Consider the following 22,344-nt stretch of genomic DNA (forward strand, 5'->3'; position numbering starts at 1 on the left):
ATACTCTAAAATTTAGGTAAAATTTAGTTGATATGACAATAAAAAGGAGAAAAAATGTCTCATTTTGACTTGGGTGTCAGTCTTGCTTTTTGGCTGACGATACTCAGTGCGTTACTATGTGTAGTTTATGGAATAATTAATTGGAACAAAGGTGATGAAGAAAGCAACGAAGCCCTACTTGCCAAATGGGCTGAAGAAGAAAAAGAAATTAATGAGGAGTTGTTATGAGTTTTTTAGAAATAGCAATAATCATCCTGTATTTAGTTGCGGTGGGATGGCTTGGATGGATGGGATATTCAAAAACCAAAACTTCAACGGATTATTTACTTGCAGGACGTGATACACACCCTTTTGTAATGGCGTTAAGCTACGGTGCTACATTTATTTCAACCGCAGCAATAGTCGGATTCGGTGGTGTTGCAGCTTGGCTTGGAAATTCTCTTTTATGGCTGACTTTCCTTAACATATTTGTAGGTGTATTTATTGCATTTGTATTTATCGGAAATCCTACAAGAAAAATGGGGCTTAGACTTGATGCACATACTTTTCCTGAATTTCTTGGAAAAAGATATGATTCTAAATTTATTCAGATATTCGCTGCTGTAATAATTTTAGCGTTTATGCCGCTTTACGCAACAGCTGTACTTATCGGAGGTGTTCAGTTTTTAAGCGTGTATTTCGGTGTTAATTACCATATAGCACTTTTAATATTTTCACTGATTATTACGGCATATGTTCTCGCCGGAGGACTTAAAGGTGTAATGTACACAGATGCCCTTCAGGGAAGCATTATGTTTATTGCAATGGTTTTCTTAATTGTTATGGTTGTAAGCTCTCTTGGGGGAATAGACGCAGCGTTTGCCAAACTCGATCACGTATGGCAGGTAACTGTAGTAGACAGACTATCAGGAGTGTCTCTAAAAGAACTGGTTCCTGGAAGCGGTGATTTTATGATGAAATTATCACAGCTTTGGGGATTTGAAGGCTGGAATAAAATGCCTGTATTTATGAGCCCGGGATGGCTATTTGTTATTACAACCATCACTCTTGGCGTAGGTATCGGTGTTCTTGCTCAACCTCAACTGATAGTAAGATTTATGACGGTAAAAAGTAAAAAAGAACTTAACCGCGCGGTACTTGTCGGAGGTGTGTTTATTTTAGCGATGACAGGTGTTATTTTTGTAGTTGGAAGCCTTACAAACGCATGGTATTTTGAAAATATGGGTGGAAAAAACGCGCTTGAGGCTGCTGGGGCTATCGGAAAGGTAATTCCTCACTTCATAAACAGCGCAATGCCGCATTGGTTCAGTTTTATCTTTCTTTTCGCTCTTATTTCAGCGGCAATGTCTACACTCTCAAGCCAGTTCCACACAATGGGTACGGCTGTGGGAAGAGATATTTTCGAAAGTCTGGGAGCAGACAAGGAAAAAACAACTCTTTGGACTAAAATCGGTATTGTTATCGTAATTTTATTCTCAGTATTCTTAGCTTACAAATTCCAAAAAGCTCCGGCGATTATTGCAAGAAGTACGGCAATATTCTTCGCACTATGTGCATCAATATTCCTTCCGAGTTTCATATTCGGACTTTTCAGTAAAAGAATCACAAAACCTGCGGCAATCGCAAGTATGCTTGTAGGATTTTTCGCTTCATCATTCTGGCTTCTATTCTGCCACTTTAAAGAAGCTAAATCTTTGGGTATTGCAAAAGCACTTTTCGGAGTTAATTCAATCTTGGGTCACAGCAAATGGGCATTTGTTGACGCGCTCGTAATTGCACTTCCACTCTCTACTCTTACCCTTCTAATCGTAACCGCTCTTACAAAACCTGATGAAAACATCATCAAAAGAGCATTCGGAAGAAACTGATTTTCTTCCTTTTTTTGTTATAATTATTAAAAACAAGGCATTAACTTGGGAAATAAAGAATATTTACAAAAAGAGCTTGATTTACTGTTAGAAAAATTAAGATTTTGGAGATATGTACTTTTTGCCATTGTGTCAGCTATTATAGGAATAATATTCAGTATTTCTCAAAATAAACTAAATGTAAACATTATAGTTTTTGGATTGGTACTTTCAGGCTTTTTAGGAATAATTCTGTCTATAAAAAGGCTTACATATTTGACACAAGAGTATAAAGAGTATCTTAAAGAATTAAAGGACGCAGAATGAATTTAGAAATTTTAATATATATAATAGGATTTGCCTCAATAATTGCATTTTTGTATTTTATGTGGACTGACACAAAACCTTTAAACTTTTAGTAACTACAAATAAAGTACTTAAAAAAACTTCAAACACTCTCATAATTACAGCCATATAAAAAGAAAATGTAAAAGATTTTGCTTTTTTATTATAATTTCACTAAAAAAGGTCTGCTTTGTCGTTTAGTGAAAAAATAAAATCCCTACCCGATCAGCCCGGAATTTATCAGTATTTTGACGAAAACGGGAAACTTCTGTATATCGGAAAGGCGAAAAGCCTTAAAAAACGTGTAAAAAGCTATTTTCGTTTTAATCCTTTCAGACCTGCGGATAATCTGTCTCCAAGAATTTACAAAATGATAAGCGAGGCAAAAGATCTAAATTATATCGTGGTAGAAAGCGAAAACGACGCGCTTATACTTGAAAACTCTCTAATCAAACAGCTTAAACCCAAATACAATATATTACTTCGTGATGACAAAACGTACCCGTATATTTATATAGATCTTGACGAACCGTTTCCGATGCCGCAGATTACCCGCAAAGTCGTTAAGGGAAAAAATATCAAATATTTCGGACCGTTTAGCAGCGGTGCGTCTGCAATTCTTAAAACAATATACGAAGAAATACCTCTTGTTCAGTCCAAATCATGTCTTAGAAGCGGTAAGGCGTGCCTGTATCATCAGATAGGAAGATGTTTGGCCCCGTGTGAGGGCAAAGTTACAAGCCGCGAATATATGAAATATGTCGATCAGGCTATAGAACTTATACACGACAAAGAAAAAATACTTGAAATACTAAACCAAAAAATGCAAAAATACGCCGAAAACCTGCAGTTTGAAGAAGCGGCGGAAATAAGGGACAGGATCAAATCGATAGAGAGTGCGGAGATTTATTCCCATGTGGATCTGGCAAAACTGGAAGATTTGGATATATTTGCCGTTGAAATATTCAATAAAAAAGCGGTTGTTATAAGAATATTCGTACGTCAGGGAAAAGTGGTAGCCAGCAGCAATTCGGTAATCAACTCCCAGACAGTCCCTGAAATAGGAGAAATATACACAAGGGCGATACTTGAATTTTATTCTACAGAGACGCCTTTTACCTCAAGTAAGATTTTAGTTGGTGACGACTTTGAAGAAAGGGAGTGGCTAAGCCAGGTGTTAAGCGAAAAATTTGGCAAAAAGATAAGCATAATAACCCCTACCACCAAAGAGAGAAAAAGCCTTATCAAACTTGCCAAACTAAATGCTCTTGAAGTTATCAAAAACCAAAAAGAAAACACCGTTTTGGATGAGCTGAAAATTCTCTTCAATCTCCAAAACACACCTTATAAAATAGAAGTCTTCGACACATCGCACATGCAGGGTGAGGCGACGGTCGGAGCGATGGTCGTATGGGAAGACGGAAAGTTTAAAAAGTCTGACTACAGACACTACCATCTTGAAGGAAAAGACGAATATTCCCAAATGAGAGAGCTTCTTACAAGAAGGGCGCAGAGTTTTGAAAAATCCCCTCCTCCCGACCTGTGGCTCATAGACGGCGGTAAAGCGCAGTTGAATCTGGCAAAAGAGATTATTGATTCAACCGGAGCCAACATAGACGTACTTGCGATATCCAAAGAAAAAATCGACGCCAAAGCTCACAGGGCGAAAGGTAAGGCGAAGGATAAAATATATTTTATCAATGAAAAGTTAAAAGTGAAAAGTGAAAAATTAAATATTGACAAACTTGAACTAAGTCAGAGCGATAAGAGACTGCAGTTTTTACAGATGTTAAGGGATGAAGCACACAGGTTCGCCATAGAATTCCACAGAAAAACAAAACGCAAAAAAGACACCCAAATAGATCTTTTACAGGTAAAAGGTATCGGAAAGGCTAAAATGACAAAACTTTTGAATTATTTCGGAAGTTTTGATAATATAAAAAAAGCCTCTTTTGATGAGCTTAAAGATGTTTTAAACGAAAAAGACGCAAAAGCCATAAAGGAATTTTTCAAAGGGCAAAAATGAAAAAACTGTTTTTACTGATTGCAAACCTGCTTTTTGCATTTGAAATATATTCCCCCGCATTTAAAAACAATACATATATTCCTAAAAAATACACATGCGAAGGAGCCGATGTTTCAATCCCTCTTATAATTAAAAACATTCCGAAAAACACAAAAAGTTTAGCTTTGATTATGCAGGACCCCGATGCTCCTTACGGAGTGTTTACTCACTGGATTTTATACAACATCCCAACAAACACATCCGAAATACCCGAAAACCTGCCAAAATCACCTATAACAAAATTCGGCTTTCAGGGCATTAACAGTTTCGGCAAAACTGGATACGGAGGTCCCTGCCCGCCTCACGGCAAACCGCATCATTATATCATTACAGTACTCGCACTTGATAAAAACCCTAATCTCAAACCCGGCTTAACAATTCAGGAGTTTTTGGATAAAATTAGAGTATATGTAATAAGCTACGCTCAATATATAGGACTTTATAAAAGGAGTATAAAATAATACTGAATGCTATAGGCGGTAATACTTACAACATCACACCGACTCCTACAGACAACACTTCCAAAAACCCGCAAACTGACCCTAAAATTCAGCAGGAAATCTCAAAACTTCAGGCGGTTGATACAAAAGTAAAAGCCCACGAAATGGCACATCAGGCCGCAGGCGGAGGTTTTGCCGGAGCTCCAAGCTATACAAAAGTAAAAGGACCTGACGGTAAAGAATACGCCGTAGCCGGAGAAGTGCCGATAAAAATCGTAAAAGGCAAAACACCTGAAGAAACGATAAAAAACATGCAGCAGATAAAAGCTGCGGCCCTTGCACCCGCCGATCCGAGCCCGCAGGATCTTAAAGTGGCACAAACGGCGGATATGATTGCTGCAAATGCTTCCCAGGAGCTCTCTGAAGAAAAGTCTGAAAATAAAGATTCATCCGATAAAAAATTCAAAATAGACCTGTACGCATGAGAGCGGCAATAGGTGGATTCGACGGAATGCATTTGGGCCATCAGGCTTTGATAAAAAGATCTGATATGCTTGTCGTTATAGAAAAAGGCAGCAATTTAACTCCGGGAAGCGACAGATGTGACTACACTAATCTACCTTGTAAATTTTTTGATTTGAATGATATTAAAGATCTGAGCCCGATTGAATTTATCGCTATTTTAAAAGAATTAAACATTACAAAAATAGTCGTAGGCAAAGATTTCAGATTCGGTAAAAACAGAAGCGGTGATTTAGATCTTTTAAATAATCATTTTGAAATAGATGCAATAGAAGAGGTAAAAATTGACGGTATAGGAGTTCATTCAAGAATAATAAGGGAATTTATCAAAAACGGAGAAATAACAAAAGCAAACAGATTTTTAGGACACACATACAAAATAAAAGGAAAACAGATAAAAGGACAAGGATTAGGCGGCAAAGAGCTTGTTCCGACTATAAACATTAATCTTTTAAAAAACTATCTTATTCCCAAACAGGGTGTTTATATTACTTTAACAAACAAACATCCTTCATTAACTTTTGTAGGAACACGCTCAACTGACGGGAATTTTTCAATTGAAACGCATATATTAACCAAAAACATGGAATTAAAAATAGAAACTGATATTTTTAAAATTGAGTTTTTAGAATATTTAAGAGAAAACAAAAAGTTCAATAATTTAAAAGATCTCAAAAAACAAATCAGACAGGATATATTAAAAGCAACTCAGTTTTTTAATATTTAATTATTTAACAGTCTCATTTCTTCCTATTACGGCTTTAAATTTAAAAAAACATCTTTCCGCATCAATTGTTTCAAATTCATATTCGATATATTTTGATCTTTTTGCTATTTCATAAAAGCCTATTCCTCCGCCTTTTTTATGAGAATTCACTCCGCTTCTTCTTATTTCCCTATAAAGCTTTTTTATTTCATCTAAAGAAGACTTTTTAATTAACGACAAAGTCTTTTCTATTTTTTCCTTGTCTTTTTTTGTAATGATATTTTGGGTATATATATAATAATTATTTTGTTCGTCTTTTCCAACTACAATCACACCTTTCGGATCAAGTTCGTTATTTTTTTTCTTAGAGTAATTCATCAAGTTTTGAGACAACTCAATAAAAACAATACATATGTTTGTCGCAAGTCTTGTAGATATGAAGAATTTTTCGGATTCTATTTCCAACGTTTCCGTCATGGCAACAATCAACGGCTGTGTAAAATAACCGCCATAACTTAAAAATATAACCTCGTCATTTTTAAAAACATCGCTAAGAAGTGTTTTAATCATTAAGAGAGTCCTTTTCCACTAATCTAATGTCCATTTCTGGAAAATCTTCCACAAAATCTTCTCCCGCTTCTTTTGCGTTTTCATTTTCCTTATCATAAATCCAGTTAACGATAACTTTAGACTTATCTCTCATTTCATCCAATATATCCAATAAGTTAAAAAAAAGTTTCGACGTACTTGAATTAAAATAAACTATTTCCATATTCACTGTCGTAGTATCTTTAGGGTTCTTACTGTATTCTTTTATCCATTTCATTATAGGTTCGTAAAACTCAAATGTATTCTCAGGGTACGATTTACCTTTCAGGCTTATAATGCCTTTATCAGGATCTAAATATATTTCAGGTGTATACCTTGTAGGTTCGATATAAATTTTTTCCATTTAGTTTCCCTTTTTCAATAATTTTATATAATATTCTTCGTCTATTTCGTCAATTTGATCTTTTGCCAAAAACATTTCCGCATATTTTTTATATAACTTTGATTTGAGAAACACGATTAATATTTGTTTATCAAGCTCGTTATGCAATGCTTTTTCCACTAATATGTCAATTGCTTCAGAGAGTTTTTTTCTTTTTTTATAAGGTCTGTCATTAGCGGTCAATGCTTCGAATATATCTGCAATCGCCATAATTCTTGCAGGTATAGGAATTTCATCTCCTTTAAGTTTTCTCGGATACCCTTTTCCGTTCAATGTTTCGTGGTGCGCTCCGGCGTATAACGGTACATTTTTGAATTTTTCAGGGAATGGCAGACTTTCCAACATTTTAATCGTCATTATTACGTGTTCTTGTATTTTATAATACTCTTCTGGAGTTAAAGTACCTCTTTTAATACTTAAATTATAAATTTCACCGAAGTTATATAAATTCTCAGGAATTTTAATTTTAAAACCGTTTCTTTTTAATTCCTCAATTTCTTTTTTGGATCTTTTTATAACATGTCGCTTTTTATCAGCTAATAAATACTCTTTAACAGGAAGTTTTTGATTTTTTTCCTCTTCGCTTATTCTTTTTAATTCCTCTTTTGAAAGTCCTAACGTATCGTCAAAATGTCTAAGCCACGTTCTTTTTGCGATTTTTTTTAGTTTTTCTATTTTTTCATCGTTTACTTCAGCATATCCGTGGTTCATTTCTGCAACGAATTTAAACTCTTCTTGAAGTTTATCAAGTTCTTTTTTAAGCCATTCGTCCACTTCTTTTTCATCTTCCCCGTTTAATTTTCTCTGTTGCGCCTCAATAATCAAATCCCTGTAAACAATTTCAAATCTTGCTCTGATTTCATGTATTCTGTTATACAGTGTTTCAAGTTTAACGGCTTTATCCATTACAAAATCAGGTGTAACTATTTTCCCACTGTCATGCAGCCATGCAGCCGTAGATATTTCTTTTTCTTCGTCTTTATTTTTAATCTCAAAATCTATACTGTCGTCTTTACTGACTTCTTTTGCAAGTAAAATCGTAAGAATCGGAACACGTTCACAATGTGCACCGATATATTCATTTTTTGCGTCAATTGCACTCGCAATCATTTTGATAAAAGAATCAATTAATTCCTGCTGCTCTTTTTGAAGCTTTTTTACCTCTTCAAACTTTCTTTCTAATTCATCATATTCTTTTTTTTGTCTTTTATCGGATAATAATAAAATCTTCTCTTCTCTTTTAAGATTTCTTATCAATTTATCCATTAATTTGTCAAAATCTTTTTTCGACTGTTCTATTTGAGAGATTAATTCGTGATTAAGCATATTAAACTACGCTCCTTTTTAGATTTAAACTGAAATACAATACATTATATATAACCTTACAATATTTTATACCAATTATAAAAAATTATCAAGTTAAATAAAACAAATCTTGTCTTTAATTCGTTTTATTTCCCTTCGTAAAATAATCAACATATGCATTTACATCAACATCGTCAATTTGTTCCGGTTTAAGATATTTTTTTGCATATTCCAAATAAATTCCACTTGTTAAAAACAACAAAAACAAATCTTTATCCAATTCCCCTTTTTTTACCATATCGGCCAATATATCAATGGCTTCAGAAAGTTTTTTAGGATGTTTATAAGGTCTGTCACTTGCGGTCAGCGCTTCGAATATATCTGCAATCGCCATAATTCTTGCAGGTATAGGCAAATCTTTTTCTGTCAGTTTTCTCGGATATCCTTTACCGTTAAGTTTTTCATGATGTGCTCCTGCGTATATAGGAACATTTTTTAAATAATCTGGAAACGGTAGCTGTTCAAGCATTTTGATTGTCATCATTGCATGTTCTTGAATTTTAAAAAATTCTTCTTTTGTTAAAGTTCCCTTTTTTATACTTAAATTATAGACTTCTCCATAGTTGTACAAATTTTCCGGTATTTCGACTTTAAATCCGTATTTTTTATATTCTTCAATTTCCTCAGCAGGTCTTTTTATTTTATGTCTTTGTTTATCTGAAATTAATTTTTCCCTTACCGGCAATTTTTGGTTGAAATCTTCTTCAGGTATTCGTTCAATTTCTCCCTTGCTTAATCCCTTTGTATCGTCGAAATATCTAAGCCATTCTCTATTTGCTATATTTTGTAATCTTTCTAACGTACTTTCTTCAATACTTTCGCTTCCGACATTTAGTTTGGCAATAAAATCAAAATCGTCTTGTAACTGTTTTTGTTCTTTTTTTAACCATTCATCCACTTTCTTTTCATCTTCACCGTTCATTTTCCTCTTTAAAGCTTCTATAATAAGATCTCTGTTTATTACTTCGAATCTTGTTCTAATTTCGTGTATTCTGTTATAAATTGTTTCTAATTTTACGGCTTTATCAACAACATACTCAGGTGTTACGATTTTTCCGCAATCATGAAGCCATGCTGCTATTGAAATTTCCGTTTCTTGCTGTTCGTTTTTGATTTCGAATTCAAACTTCTCACTCTGACTTGCCGCTTTAGCCAGTTCAATTGCAATTTCAGGAACCCTTTCACAATGTTTCCCGGTATAACTGCTTTTCGTATCTATCGCTTCTGCAATGATTTTAATAAAAGAATCTATTAATTTTTTCTGAGCTTTTTGAAGTTTTTCAACTTCTTCGAGTCTTTTTTGTAATTCGTCATACTCTTTTTTCTGTCTTTTATCCGAACGTAGCATAATTTTTTCATGACGTTTCAGGTCTTTGACAAATTTTTCCATTAATTTTATAAAATTCTCTTTTTCCTCTTCCTCATGGATATATTGAGAATATTTCTCTTTTGCTTTTTCTATTTCTTTAATTAATTCATTTTCCGCCATTTTATTCTTCTTCACTCTTTTTTATTAAATTAATATTTAATTCAGGGAAATCTTCTTTAAAATCTTCTCCGGCTTCTTCGGCACTTTCATTTTCTTCATCGTAAATCCAGTTTATCGTAATATTATTTTTCTCTTTTGCTTCTTGTAGGATGTCAAACAAATCAAACAATACTTTTGAGCTGCTTGAATTAAAATATATTATTTCAAAATTTACCACCGTATTATCTTTTGCACAGCAATTAAAGTACTCTTCTATCCATTTTAACACCGGTTCATAAAAGTCAAACGTATTTTCAGGATATGATTTCCCTCTTATTTCAATTATCCCCTTTTCCGCATTTAACGATATTTCAGGCGTATATTTTGTTGCGGGTATATACAAATTTTCCATCCTATTCCTTTTCCCTTTTATAAAACTTTATAATTATTATAATAAAAAAAATTAATAGAAACAAAACAAAAAATCCCAAAAAGACAAAGAAAAAACAAATCGTGTAAAACATATACAAATTTCAATTTGGTATTATTTCGTTTAGCTTAAATATTTAATTATAAGGAAAAAAATGGCTCTGATTGATCTACTTGATGTTTCTAAAAAATTTGAAGCTCAAACAATACTATGTAATGTGGAATTCCATCTTGATGAAGGTGAAAGGGTTGCTCTTATCGGCAAAAACGGAAGCGGTAAATCAACCCTGATGAAAATAATCGACAAAACAATTGAACCGGACAGCGGAGAAGTAATAACCAAAAACGGTATAAAAATCAAAAGACTTCTTCAAACACCTAAATTCAAAGAAAACCTAACAGTCAGAGAAGCTATCGAGAATGAACTTACCGAATTTAAAGAAGCTTATAAAAAATACCTGAGACTTACGGAAGAGTTCGCAAACAATCCTGAAAACAAATCCATTCAAAGTGAAATGGATAAAATTTCAAAATTTTTAGATTTCCACAACGCATGGAACCTTGACGACAGGATTGAAAGAATTATGCAGGAGTTCGATTTAAAAAAATACGAAAATAAAGACATTTCTCTGCTTAGCGGAGGAGAACAAAGAAGAGTTGCGCTTGCCAGCCTTCTTTTACAAAAGCCCGATGTACTTTTACTTGACGAGCCGACAAACCACCTGGACGTTTATATGACTGAATTTTTAGAAGAAATGCTACTCAAAGAAAAATATACGTTTATCGTCGTAAGCCACGACAGGTATTTTATAGATAGAATCGCCACAAGGGTAGTTGAACTTGAAAACTGTAAATTAAGAAGCTTTAAAGGTGGATATGCCGATTACATCCGTCAAAAAGAAGAGCTGTTAAAAGCCAAAGAAAAAGAGTTCGAAAATGAACTGAGACTTCTAAAAAGAGAAGAAGAATGGCTAAGACGCGGCGTAAAAGCCAGACTTAAAAGAAACGAAGGCAGAAAAAAAAGAGTATTAGAGCTGCGTGATAAAGTTAAACAGGATAAAAGTGAAATTCGCCAGATTGAAATGCAACTTAAACGTGAGCTACTCTCAAAAGAAGAAGAAAAAATAAACCGCAAAAAAGTGATGTTTGAAATAGAACATTTAACCAAATCCATCGGAAACAAACTTTTGATTAAAGATTTTACTACAAGAATACTTCAAAAAGACAAAATTGCAATTGTAGGTAAAAACGGAAGCGGTAAATCCACTCTTTTAAAAATTCTTATCGGCGAAGAAAAACCAGATAGCGGAATTATCAAAATAGGAGAAAACGTAAAAATCGGGTATCTTGATCAAAGAAAATCAATGCTGAGCGATGATAAAGATCTTATCGAAACATTCTGCCCGCAAGGCGGAGATCACGTAAATGTAAGAGGAAGAAACATTCATGTATACGGTTATTTAAGAGAGTTTTTATTTCCTCCTGAATATCTGACAAAAAAAATAGGTGTTTTAAGCGGAGGAGAAAAAACGAGAGTCGCACTTGCACTTTTATTTACAAAAGATTATGACGTATTGATTCTTGACGAGCCTACGAACGATTTGGATATTCCGACTATCAATATTTTAGAAGAGTACCTTATGGATTTTGAAGGAAGTGTGATATTCGTCAGCCACGACAGATATTTCGTGGATAAAATAGCAAAAAAAATGTTTATTTTCAAAGGTGAAGGTGTTGTGGAAGAGAGCCACATACCATATACTGAATACCTTGAAATAGAAAAAGAGCTTAAATTAATTGAAAATGTAAAATGTAAAATGGAAAATGAAAAAAAAGAAAAGCCTAAACAAAGGAAACAAAAAAAGCTCAGCTACAAAGAACAAAGAGAACTTGACGAACTGCCAAAACTGATTGAAGAGCTCGAAATTACAATAGCCCAAATAGAAGAATGTCTGGCAGATCCGGAGTGTTATCAGGAAAAAGGTCTTGTTAGCTTAAGCGAAGAACTTGAAGAAATTAAAAAAATATACGATAATAAGGTTGAAAGATATCTTGAGCTTGAAGAAAAAAGGGAAATTTTAGAAACGGACAGTTAAAAATGGAAATTGAAAAATTAAAAAACATAATAAAAAAAATCAACTTTAAAGAATTAAAAAAAATAACCAATGAAATTACACTTTACTCGGCGGCTTTGAGCTTTTATACTATATTTTCCTTAGTACCTCTAATTTTAATAGTTTTGACAATTTTTGCAAACACTCCTTTTTTTGCGGAGTTTTATTCAAAGCTTGAACATTTTATCAGTTCTAATTTACTCCCTACAAATCAAGAAGTTATATCTACATATCTTAAAAATTTTCTTACAAACTCAAGTAAAATGGGAGTCATGGGAGGGTTTTATATTTTATTTACATCTATCCTTTTCTTTGACAACTACGAAACTATTATCGCAAAAATATTTTCCCAGGAAAAAAGAAATTTATGGGAAAAAATAAAACTTTACTGGACAATGCTGACCCTTTTTCCGATTATGTTTGCCGCTGCAATGTTTATGTCTATTAAATTACAGTTTTTCTTAGACAAATCATCTTACACTTCATGGATAAACTTTGCAAAACTTGCCCCGTTTTTAATTATATGGCTTACTTTTTTCCTCTCATATAAAATGACGCTTCAAAATGAAAAAACAAAATCAGCGCTTATCGCATCATTAATGGTTACCGCAACGTTTTTTGTATCAAAAAATATCTTTATTTATTATGTACTGATAAATAAAACTTATACCACTATTTACGGTTCAATTTCATTATTAATGTTTTTATTTTTATGGATTTACATAAACTGGGTTATTTACGTCGCCGGAATTTATATAATAAAATATTTAGACGAAAAAATTTAATAAAAAAAACTTATATTTGTTGTATTAATGTTCCATTCATATTAAAATTAAAAAGTTTTTCTTACAAACTCCTAAAAAAGGATTTCAATGAAAGTAACAATAGATCCGGTAACACGTATTGAAGGTCACCTTAAAGTCGAAACGGTGATTGAAGATTCAGTCATTAAAGAGGCTAAATGCAGTGCCGACATGTACAGAGGAATTGAAAAAGCTTTAAGAGGCTATGATTATCTAACAGCAATACAAATTACACAAAGAACATGCGGATGCTGTCCTTACGCTCATGCTGAAGCTGCCGCACTCGCAATCGAAAACGCCTTGCAAATTGAACTTAACAAAAACGGTAAACTTTTAAGAAATATGGTAATCGGTGCCTATAAATTAAAAGATTACGTTTTGCATTTTTACACTTTAAGCGCATTGGATTTTATAAATATATCCGATATTTTAAATTATAACGGTAATGATTTTGACATGTTGGAATTAAAAAAATACGTTCTTAAAGAGATCTCATCAAAAAAAGTTTTTCCAAATCCTCTTTTTTCACAAAAATACAAAAACGCATATATTAAAAACAAAGATTTAAATATAACTTTAATAAATCATTATCTGAAAAGTTTTGAAGCTATGAAAAAAATGTCTGAAATGGTTAAAATTTTCGGTTCAAAATCAACGCACATGGTAACCATTGAAGCCGGCGGAGTCACTACAAGACCTACAGCTGAAAGACTTGTTAAATATATTTCATTGGCAAAAGAATCACAACACTTTATAGAACACTGCTATATACCTGATGTTTTGGAAGTAGCTAAACGGTTTAAAGAATATTTTAAAATAGGTAAAGGCGTAGACAACTTCTTAACCTTCGACACTCTTTTAAATCTTGACGGAAGTTATTTGTTTACCGGAGGATTTAGCAAAGATTTTGAATATGAAGAAGGTATTGAGCCTTATAATATAATTGAATACAACAACTACGCATATTATAAGGAAAACGGAGGATATAAGCCGTTAGAACTTACTGAATTAACTCCCCTAACCTTTGACGAGTTTAAACAAAACCATACAAAATATTCATGGTCAAAAGCTCCGAGGTACAAAGGTCATGTTGTGGAAGTAGGACCTGCAGCGATAGTAATTAACAATTATTTAAGAGGAAAAGACGAAAAACTGATTTCTCTTGTTGATAAATTCAACAGAGAACTCGGAATTGATATAAAAGATTATAATTCGGTTATGGGAAGACATCTTTCAAGAGCGATAATCAGTAAATTAATAATCGATAAAATTATTGAAGATTCTTTAATGGTGGAGGAAGGAAAGTTAGGTTTTATTCAGTTAAAAAAACCTCCGTCAAACGTAAAAGGTATTGGACTTACGGAAGCTACAAGAGGAGCGCTTGCTCATTTTATCGATATTGGTGAAAACGGATATATAAGAAACTATGAAATGATTGTACCTACAACATGGAATATTTCACCAAAAGACAACCAAAACATCCCAGGTGCACTTGAAAGTATGTTAATCGGTACTGAAATCAGAGATATCAACAACCCTGTAGAAATAGCAAGAATTATAAGAAGCACAGACCCGTGCCTTGCTTGTGCGGTGCATTAAGGAGAAAGGATGGATAGAAGAGAGTTTTTAAAAAATGTTCATAATTTATTGGTTGCAATAGGTGGAAGCAGCTTTTTTACGATGGAAGAACTTGAAGCCTTTGACGAGACAGATGACAGACCGGATATAATATGGCTACAGGCACTTAGCTGTGACGGGTGCAGTGTAAACTTTTTAAATGCTGAAATACCGGTGACTGAAATATTAAACAGATTTGCAAACATTGTGTTTCATCCGACGATAATGGCATCAGACGGCAAGGAAGCTATGGATATATTAATGAATTATAAAAGCGACAACATGATACTTGTCGTAGAAGGAGCAATTCCTACCGCAATGCCTCATGCATGTATGATGGGTGAAATGTTTGTAAACGATATAATTTTAAAAAAAGCAAAAGAAGCAAAAGCAATCGTAGCAGCCGGAACTTGTGCGACATTTGCCGGAATATGCGATATGAAAAATATGTACACCAAAGCCGGAAGCGTAAAATATTTTCTTGAAACCAATAATATAAACACCCCTGTAGTCAACCTTCCAACATGTCCTATGAAACCGAAACACCTGCTTTATACACTGTTTTATTATATTAAACACAAATCTTTACCGCCTCTTGATATGTCACACCGCCCTATTAAATTCTTCTCAAACACAATACACGAAAGATGTATTTACTACAATGATTACCAACAAAACATTTTCGCTAAAAAAATCGGAGACAGGGGCTGTCTATTTAAATTAGGATGTCAAGGTCCTGTAACAAAAAATGACTGTGTAAAAAGTACAGGCGAATATGACAAGTATAACTGTATTAAATCCGGGCATCCGTGCGTAGGATGCGGCAGTGAGAATTTCCCGAGAACAATCATGTTTAAAAGAAGCGACGATAAAAGAGAGATAGAAAAATATAAAACCTTTAAAAGGATTTAGTTATGAATGATTTTTTTAAATCCAGAATGTTTATTGAAAACATACTTATACCTTTTTTATTAATGAGCGTATTAATAGGAGCTTTTTTTTATGTTAGTAAATTATTTGCAACTAAATATGAAAAAGAAAAACTCAATCAGTACGTCTATGAAATTATGAAAACTTATAAAACTTTTTCAAAAAGCTCCCTTGAAAAAGGACAAAGAGAACCGTTTATAGAAGTGATCAGAGGAATAAAAGACATTGCGGGTGTTAAAAATGTTTACGCATATAATAATAACGGTTTGATGTTATATAAAAATACGGAAAAAACCGTCGGTTTGCCGTTTGTTAAAAAAGACGGACAGTTTTATAATCCAAATATTCCGTATTATGACAAATCTAACGGCTTATGGTTAAGGGATGACTGGTTTTATACCGATCTGAAAAATTCCAAAATAACTAAAGAATGTATGAAAAAACATAATATAAACAATAAAAACTGTGCAAAATGCCACTACTCCTTGCCTAATAATCTTCATTTTAAAAACAATTACGCTGTTGTAGATAAAAAAAACCTCATTTCATCGTTTTATAAAATACCTGTACAAAACAGCTGTATCAAATGCCATACACACTGGCATAAAGGTGACACGGCCGGATATTTAAGAGTGGATATAGACCCGACCGGTAAGATAAAAGAAATAAATTCACTGCTTACAAAAGTAAATATAGGAATAATTATAATAATCGCATTGGTTTATTTAATTAACATCGCGAATATTTTGCGACTAAGACAAAAACTTGTTTTATTTAAAACTATTTCCCAGCATTTATCGGAAGGTGAAGGAGATTTAACAAAAAGAGTAGAAATCGATACTAAAGACGAAACACTTCAAAGCGTTGCAAAATATTTGAACCTTTTTATTGAAAAAACCCATGATATTGTAAGCAATATCAAATCATCCATTGAAATTTCTCTTTCAACTGCAAATGAAGTGGAAAAAGCAAGCGAAACAATTAAAAAAGTAATAGACGACCAGGTGAAATTAATAGAAAAAAACAAAAAAATCGGTGAAAAAATCAATGAAGACGTATTAATAACCAATAATGCTATTACAGAAGCGACAGATGAAATAAAAAAATCTTACGAGTTATTAAACAATACATTTGAAGAACTGAATAAAATGGTGGAAGATATTCAAAACGAGTCTAACAACGAATTAACCCTCGCAGAAAAAATCACCGATCTTGTAAATCAAAGCGAACAAATCAAATCCATACTGGAAATAATTAAAGAAATTGCCGACCAGACAAACCTATTAGCTTTAAATGCCGCTATTGAAGCCGCAAGAGCCGGCGAACACGGAAGAGGATTTGCAGTTGTCGCCGATGAGGTAAGAAAATTAGCTGAAAGAACACAAAAAAGTTTAGGAGAAATTGAATCCGTCAGTACATTAATCGTACAAGGAATTGAAAACATACAAATCGAAATACAAAACAATGCAAAATTTGCGCTTAATAATTCAGAAAAAACACAAGAATTGGCACAAAAAACCAACATCGTTATGGATAACCTTTCAAAAAGTGTGCAAAAAGCCGAAATGGCTACAAAAGAAACAAAAAATATTCAAACCAGTGTAGATGAGCTTGCCGAAGCTTCAAAAGAACTTACAAAACAAGCTAAAATCAGTGAAGAAATAGGTAAAAAACTTGCCAGAATTTCTCTTACATTAAAAAGAGTGATGAATAATATTCAAACTATTGCAAATAAATTTAAAACATAATGATATAATTTCACAAAAAAAGGAGATTTTATGGATATCACTAAAATTAAACCGGGAAATCCTGAAGAATATGTTAATGCTGTAATCGAAATACCTCAAGGTAGCAATATTAAATATGAACTTGACAAAGACAGCGGTGCAATTTTTCTTGACAGAATACTATACGGCAGCCAATTCTACCCTGCAAATTACGGATTTGTACCAAATACGTTAGCGGATGACGGAGATCCGATTGATATATTAGTGCTTTCAAGCGAAAGTGTTGTACCGGGAACAGTAATTAAAAGTAGAGTTATAGGTGTATTAATTATGGAAGACGAAAGCGGAAAAGATGAAAAAATAGTTGCTGTTCCGACTATTAAACTTGATCCGAAAATGGCAAAAATTAACGATTTAAGCGATTTACCTGAAATAGAACTAAATCAAATCAAACACTTCTTCGAAACATATAAAGACCTTGAGCCTGGCAAATGGGTAAAAGTTACAGGATATGAAGGAAGAGAAAAAGCAATCGAACTTATCCAAAAAGCAATCGACAACTACAAATAAGCAGACAAGTAAGTAAACTGTGAAGGATAATTTTTCCTTCACAACTTCACCACTTAACTACTTAACAACTTACATTGTGTAATGTTACTAATCTACACATCATCCTTAATCAAAAATTAAATCTTAATTTATTGCTACGTTTATGCTGCTTTTTTAGACTATTATAAATAAAAAAGCCTAAAGGAGCATAAATGTTACAAGAAGTATATTATCCTAAAAAAGAAATGTTTAAAGACCCTGCATTTAAAAATATGTGTGAATATCATGAATTAGTGGAAGAGTTTGAAAAAGACTATGAAGGAACATGGGCGAAATTTGCAAGAGAAAAAATCACTTGGTTTGAAGATTTCAAACAAACTCTTGATACTTCAAACGCGCCTTTTTATAAATGGTTTGTAGGCGGAAAATTAAATGTTGCATATCAGTGTATCGACAGACATTTAGAAAACAGAAAAAACAAAGCTGCAATAATATGGGAAGGTGACAACGGAGAAAAAAGAATAATCACTTATCTTGAACTTTACAGGGAAGTCAACAGATTTGCAAACCTTCTTAAAAGTTTGGGAGTTAAAAAAGGAGACAGGGTTGTAATTTATATGCCGATGATTCCTGAAGCGGCTTTTGCAATGCTTGCATGTGCAAGAATCGGTGCGATTCATAGTGTCGTATTCGGAGGATTTAGTGCAGAAGCACTTAAAGACAGAATTCTTGACGCAGAAGCAAAAGTAGTGATAACTGCTGACGGTGCGTTTAGAAAAGGCAGCCCTTATATGTTAAAACCTACAGTAGATATAGCGCTTGAAGGCGTTGATATCGTAGAAAAAGTAATAGTTGTTGAAAGAAACAATGAAGATATTGAGTGGGTAAGCGGAAGAGATATAAGCTATAACGATTTAATAGTAAATCAAAGCGATGAATGTCCTGCTGAAATTATGGACAGTGAAGATCCGCTATTCTTGTTATATACATCTGGTAGTACCGGAAAACCAAAAGGTGTGCAACACGCACAAGCCGGATATATTCTTTGGGCACAGCTTACAATGGAATGGGTATTTGATATAAAAGACAACGACACATACTGGTGTACGGCCGACATCGGCTGGATTACCGGACATACATATATCGTATACGGACCTCTTGCAGCCGGTGCGACGACTCTTATGTTTGAAGGTGTGCTAACATATCCTGACAGCGGAAGAGCATGGAAAATGGTTGAAGAATATAAAGTTAACCAATTCTATACAGCACCTACGGCAATCAGACTTCTTAATAAAATGGGACCTGATGAGCCTAAAAAATACGATTTAAGCTCATTAAGAATTTTAGGAACAGTTGGTGAGCCTATCGATCCTCCTGCATGGAAATGGTATTACGAAGTTGTAGGTGGTGGTAGATGTTCAATCGTTGATACATGGTGGCAGACTGAAACCGGAGGACATATGATAACACCTCTTCCGGCAGCGACACCTGTAAAACCTGCAAGTGCAACATTCCCTCTTCCGGGAATATTTGCGGAAATTATCGATGAAACAGGTGAAAGAATGCCAGCACACGAAAAAGGTCTTTTATGTATTACAAAACCGTGGCCGAGTATGATTAGAACTATCTGGGGAGATCCTGAAAGATTTGTAAAAAGTTATTTCTCAACTGCCAAAAAAATGGGAGAACCGGTATACTTCTCAGGTGACGGTGCTATGTATGACGAAGACGGATATATCTGGATTACAGGTAGGGTTGATGATGTTATAAACGTTTCAGGGCACAGACTCGGAACTGCAGAAATCGAAGCTGCAATTAAAAAACATCCGTTAATTGCCGAAGTTGCTGTTGTCGGAAGACCTGATGAAATTAAAGGTGAAAGCGTATTTGCTTATGTTGTTTTAAAAGGTGAAGACACAGTAGCTGAAGAAATGGAAATTATTAAAGAAATCAACGAAATAGTAAAAGAGGAAATCGGTGCGATTGCAAAAGTTGACACAGTGGCGTTTGTTCCGGGACTTCCTAAAACAAGAAGCGGTAAAATTATGAGAAGAATCCTTAGAGCGATAGCAAAAGGTGAAGCAATTACACAAGATACTTCAACACTTGAAGATCCTAAAGTTGTTGAAGCAATCATTGAAGTAGTAAACAGCTGTATTTTAAAATAAAGTGAAAACCTTATCATTAAATAAAATATATCTCGGAGGGGTTTCCCTTCTATTTATTTTATCGGTTATTTTTACATCATTAGCTATCTTCGAAGAATACAGGGACTTTGAAAGAGAAACTGTAAAAATTAAACAGGAATTTATTCAAAAAACAAATCAAAAACTGCAACTGACCGCACATAAAATTGATCAAATATTAAAAATATCTCCTAATAATTACATACAAATTTTAAACATTATTTTGGATAAATCGATATATGTTGAAATTAAAAAAAATAACAAAACTATTTTCATACACTCAAACCCTCCTAAAAAACCGATTTCATATACACTTAATGACAATAACTTCATTATAACCCTTCAAGATTCTTTTTCTAAAATAGAAAAACTGATTAAAGAAAAGAAAAAAGCTCTCATACACAAACTGACTAAAACAATGCTAAACTTTTTAACTTTAGCATTCATAATATACATGTCGGCACTTGGAGGATTTTATCTTCTGAACGAATTTTTAAAAGAAGAAATAAATATATTCGTAAAATTTTTCCAAAAAGCTTACCAGGAACATATATACATTAAATTCAGTGATATTAAAATAAAAGAATTTTTAAATATTGCCGTATATGTAAATAAAATGCTAAAAGAAATCAACTCTCAAAACAAAAAATTAGAAAGATTAAATTTAACACTTGAAGAAAAAGTACGTCAAAAAACAAGAAAACTTCAAAACCTAATAAATGAACAGGAAAATTTCATCAAAACAGCTATACATGAAATAAATACACCGCTTGCTATAATCCTGACATCTCTTAATTTTCTTGATAAAAACGACAAAAATGTTCAAAGAATAGAATCCGCAGTGCTTATGATAAACAATATTTATGCTGATTTAAGTTTTGTTTTAAAATATAAACACAAAGACTACCCTTTACAGATCATAAATATAAAAGATGTATTAACCGAAAGAATACAATTCTTCGAAACAATAGCAAACGCAAAGAAATTAAAATTCGAATATGAAATTAATGATTTTAACGTATGTATCAATAAAGAAGAATTAATCAGAATAATAGACAACAACCTTTCAAACGCTATTAAATATTCAATTCCGAACTCTACAGTAAAAATTAAAACCGGCAACAATACTTTAATTTTTGAAAACAAAACAAATGAAATAAACAATATAGATAAATTTTTCGAACCTTTTTATAAGGAACACGAAAATACTTCAGGTTTTGGACTTGGACTTTATTTAGTCAATGAAATATGTAAAAAATACAATATTAAAGTCACAATATCACATAAAGATAATATAATAATGTTTGAATATCAATTTAAGGAATGTAATGAAAATAGTCTTGGTTGAGGATGAATACTCTCTAAACGAAATAATCACCGAATATCTTGAAAAAGAAGGATATTTTGTAAAGTCGTTTATTGACGGTAAAGACGCCTATGAATATTTGAAAAAGGAGAATTTCGATATTCTTATATTAGATATTCACCTTCCGAATATTGACGGATTTTCCATCTTAGAAGCACTGCAAAAAGAAAAACTCTCACCACCAACAATATTCATCAGTGCCATGAACAGTATTGAACATATTACGAAAGCTTATGATTTAGGATGTTTCGATTATTTTAAAAAACCTTTTTATCTTCAAGAATTACATATTAAAATAGAAAGATTGGGAAGCCAGCTAAATCCAAACGAAAAAAATTTCATCAAACTGTCTAAAAGATATAAATTCGATGTACAAAACAACGAATTATTATTTGATAATTCTCAGGAAATATTAAGCAACATACATAGAAATATAATAAAACTACTTGCTCTGAATAAAGGCAAAAGTGTAACTTTTGAGATGTTAAGAGACGACATATGGGAAGGGGAAGTAGACAATGCCACTATAAGAGCGGAAATCAGCCGTCTTAAAAAATCTCTTAAAGAAGACTTCATTCAGAATATAAGAGGAGTCGGATACATTATCAAATAGTTAGTGAGGTTAGTTAAGTTATTAGGGTTGTTATTGTTAATTGGTATATTAGTTATTAGTAGATTGGTTATTAAAGTTTTTATGTTTTTAAGATTAGATAAATTAAAAAATCATTAAACTTGATTCTGAGACTATACGTATCTAAATTTCATTTAATTCTCAATTTTTCACAGACTTCGTTCACTTCATTTCATTACATTTTCCATTTTACATTGTTCATTTTTCATTTTTCATTATTTGTTACTTTTCTACCCACAAATT

At 32.9% G+C, this 22,344-nt stretch carries 20 protein-coding genes and 1 pseudogene; 16 read left to right on the plus strand and 5 right to left on the minus strand.

Annotated features, from left to right (window positions below; genetic code table 11):
- Positions 1–54 precede the first annotated feature (54 nt).
- The 7 genes and pseudogenes from NAMH_RS09175 (at position 55) to NAMH_RS04925 (ending at position 5,946) form a co-directional block, all read left to right on the plus strand.
- The gene (locus NAMH_RS09175; protein WP_012663577.1) at positions 55–228 is read left to right on the plus strand and encodes a symporter small accessory protein; all 174 of its coding nucleotides are present in this window, start codon (positions 55–57) and stop codon (positions 226–228) included.
- Complete coding sequence (locus NAMH_RS04900; RefSeq protein ID WP_015902218.1) at positions 225–1,868, plus strand: sodium:solute symporter family protein; 1,644 nt, start codon at positions 225–227, stop codon at positions 1,866–1,868. Before NAMH_RS09175 ends, NAMH_RS04900 begins: the two co-directional genes overlap by 4 nt.
- 45 nt (positions 1,869–1,913) lie before the next feature.
- Positions 1,914–2,174: a hypothetical protein gene (locus tag NAMH_RS04905; RefSeq protein WP_012663793.1), complete on the plus strand. Its 261-nt coding sequence runs from the start codon at positions 1,914–1,916 to the stop codon at positions 2,172–2,174.
- 208 nt (positions 2,175–2,382) lie between these two features.
- Entirely contained in the window at positions 2,383–4,218 is a 1,836-nt protein-coding gene (gene uvrC / locus NAMH_RS04910) for an excinuclease ABC subunit UvrC (protein WP_012663974.1), read from the plus strand.
- The gene (locus NAMH_RS04915) at positions 4,215–4,718 is read left to right on the plus strand and encodes a YbhB/YbcL family Raf kinase inhibitor-like protein (protein ID WP_015902633.1); all 504 of its coding nucleotides are present in this window, start codon (positions 4,215–4,217) and stop codon (positions 4,716–4,718) included. Before uvrC ends, NAMH_RS04915 begins: the two co-directional genes overlap by 4 nt.
- A gap of 107 nt (positions 4,719–4,825) precedes the next feature.
- A pseudogene (locus NAMH_RS04920) lies at positions 4,826–5,083 on the plus strand (putative metalloprotease CJM1_0395 family protein); the annotation flags it as partial.
- Positions 5,084–5,178: 95 nt separating this feature from the next.
- The gene (locus tag NAMH_RS04925; RefSeq protein ID WP_012663631.1) at positions 5,179–5,946 is read left to right on the plus strand and encodes a bifunctional riboflavin kinase/FAD synthetase; all 768 of its coding nucleotides are present in this window, start codon (positions 5,179–5,181) and stop codon (positions 5,944–5,946) included.
- Here NAMH_RS04925 and NAMH_RS04930 read toward each other — a convergent pair whose 3' ends face one another.
- The 5 genes from NAMH_RS04930 to NAMH_RS04950 all read right to left on the minus strand — a co-directional run bounded on the left by NAMH_RS04930 (position 5,947) and on the right by NAMH_RS04950 (position 10,161).
- Complete coding sequence (locus tag NAMH_RS04930; RefSeq protein WP_012664009.1) at positions 5,947–6,495, minus strand: SiaB family protein kinase; 549 nt, start codon at positions 6,493–6,495, stop codon at positions 5,947–5,949.
- Positions 6,488–6,877, minus strand: a complete 390-nt coding sequence (locus tag NAMH_RS04935) for a DUF1987 domain-containing protein (protein ID WP_015902841.1) — start codon at positions 6,875–6,877, stop codon at positions 6,488–6,490. Before NAMH_RS04935 ends, NAMH_RS04930 begins: the two co-directional genes overlap by 8 nt.
- On the minus strand, positions 6,878–8,242 hold the full coding sequence (locus tag NAMH_RS04940) for an HD-GYP domain-containing protein (RefSeq protein ID WP_015901778.1): 1,365 nt from the start codon (positions 8,240–8,242) through the stop codon (positions 6,878–6,880).
- Between the two features lie 115 nt (positions 8,243–8,357).
- Positions 8,358–9,770 carry an HD-GYP domain-containing protein gene (locus NAMH_RS04945; protein WP_015902753.1) on the minus strand — a complete coding sequence of 471 codons (1,413 nt, stop codon included), beginning with the start codon at positions 9,768–9,770 and terminating at the stop codon, positions 8,358–8,360.
- A gap of 1 nt (position 9,771) precedes the next feature.
- A complete protein-coding gene (locus tag NAMH_RS04950; protein ID WP_012663455.1) occupies positions 9,772–10,161 on the minus strand; it encodes a DUF1987 domain-containing protein in 390 nt (129 codons plus the stop codon).
- Positions 10,162–10,333: 172 nt separating this feature from the next.
- On the opposite strand from NAMH_RS04950, the gene abc-f reads away from it, so the two are divergent.
- From abc-f to NAMH_RS04995, 9 genes are all read left to right on the plus strand, one after another.
- The gene (abc-f, locus tag NAMH_RS04955; protein WP_015902119.1) at positions 10,334–12,274 is read left to right on the plus strand and encodes a ribosomal protection-like ABC-F family protein; all 1,941 of its coding nucleotides are present in this window, start codon (positions 10,334–10,336) and stop codon (positions 12,272–12,274) included.
- A gap of 2 nt (positions 12,275–12,276) precedes the next feature.
- Positions 12,277–13,077: a YihY/virulence factor BrkB family protein gene (locus tag NAMH_RS04960; protein ID WP_012663691.1), complete on the plus strand. Its 801-nt coding sequence runs from the start codon at positions 12,277–12,279 to the stop codon at positions 13,075–13,077.
- Between the two features lie 87 nt (positions 13,078–13,164).
- The gene (locus tag NAMH_RS04965) at positions 13,165–14,694 is read left to right on the plus strand and encodes a nickel-dependent hydrogenase large subunit (protein WP_015902315.1); all 1,530 of its coding nucleotides are present in this window, start codon (positions 13,165–13,167) and stop codon (positions 14,692–14,694) included.
- 9 nt (positions 14,695–14,703) lie between these two features.
- Positions 14,704–15,624, plus strand: a complete 921-nt coding sequence (locus NAMH_RS04970; protein WP_015902458.1) for an NADH-quinone oxidoreductase subunit B family protein — start codon at positions 14,704–14,706, stop codon at positions 15,622–15,624.
- Between the two features lie 2 nt (positions 15,625–15,626).
- On the plus strand, positions 15,627–17,390 hold the full coding sequence (locus NAMH_RS04975; RefSeq protein ID WP_015902431.1) for a methyl-accepting chemotaxis protein: 1,764 nt from the start codon (positions 15,627–15,629) through the stop codon (positions 17,388–17,390).
- Between the two features lie 30 nt (positions 17,391–17,420).
- Positions 17,421–17,939 carry an inorganic diphosphatase gene (gene ppa / locus NAMH_RS04980; RefSeq protein WP_012663585.1) on the plus strand — a complete coding sequence of 173 codons (519 nt, stop codon included), beginning with the start codon at positions 17,421–17,423 and terminating at the stop codon, positions 17,937–17,939.
- 191 nt (positions 17,940–18,130) lie between these two features.
- A complete protein-coding gene (gene acs, locus NAMH_RS04985) occupies positions 18,131–20,086 on the plus strand; it encodes an acetate--CoA ligase (RefSeq protein WP_015902166.1) in 1,956 nt (651 codons plus the stop codon).
- A 1-nt stretch (position 20,087) separates the two neighbouring features.
- Positions 20,088–21,452: a sensor histidine kinase gene (locus tag NAMH_RS04990; protein ID WP_015901889.1), complete on the plus strand. Its 1,365-nt coding sequence runs from the start codon at positions 20,088–20,090 to the stop codon at positions 21,450–21,452.
- Entirely contained in the window at positions 21,433–22,083 is a 651-nt protein-coding gene (locus NAMH_RS04995) for a response regulator transcription factor (protein ID WP_012663447.1), read from the plus strand. Before NAMH_RS04990 ends, NAMH_RS04995 begins: the two co-directional genes overlap by 20 nt.
- Positions 22,084–22,344 lie beyond the last annotated feature (261 nt).

The sequence above is a fragment of the Nautilia profundicola AmH genome, assembly GCF_000021725.1.
Taxonomy (GTDB): Bacteria; Campylobacterota; Campylobacteria; order Campylobacterales; family Nautiliaceae; genus Nautilia; species Nautilia profundicola.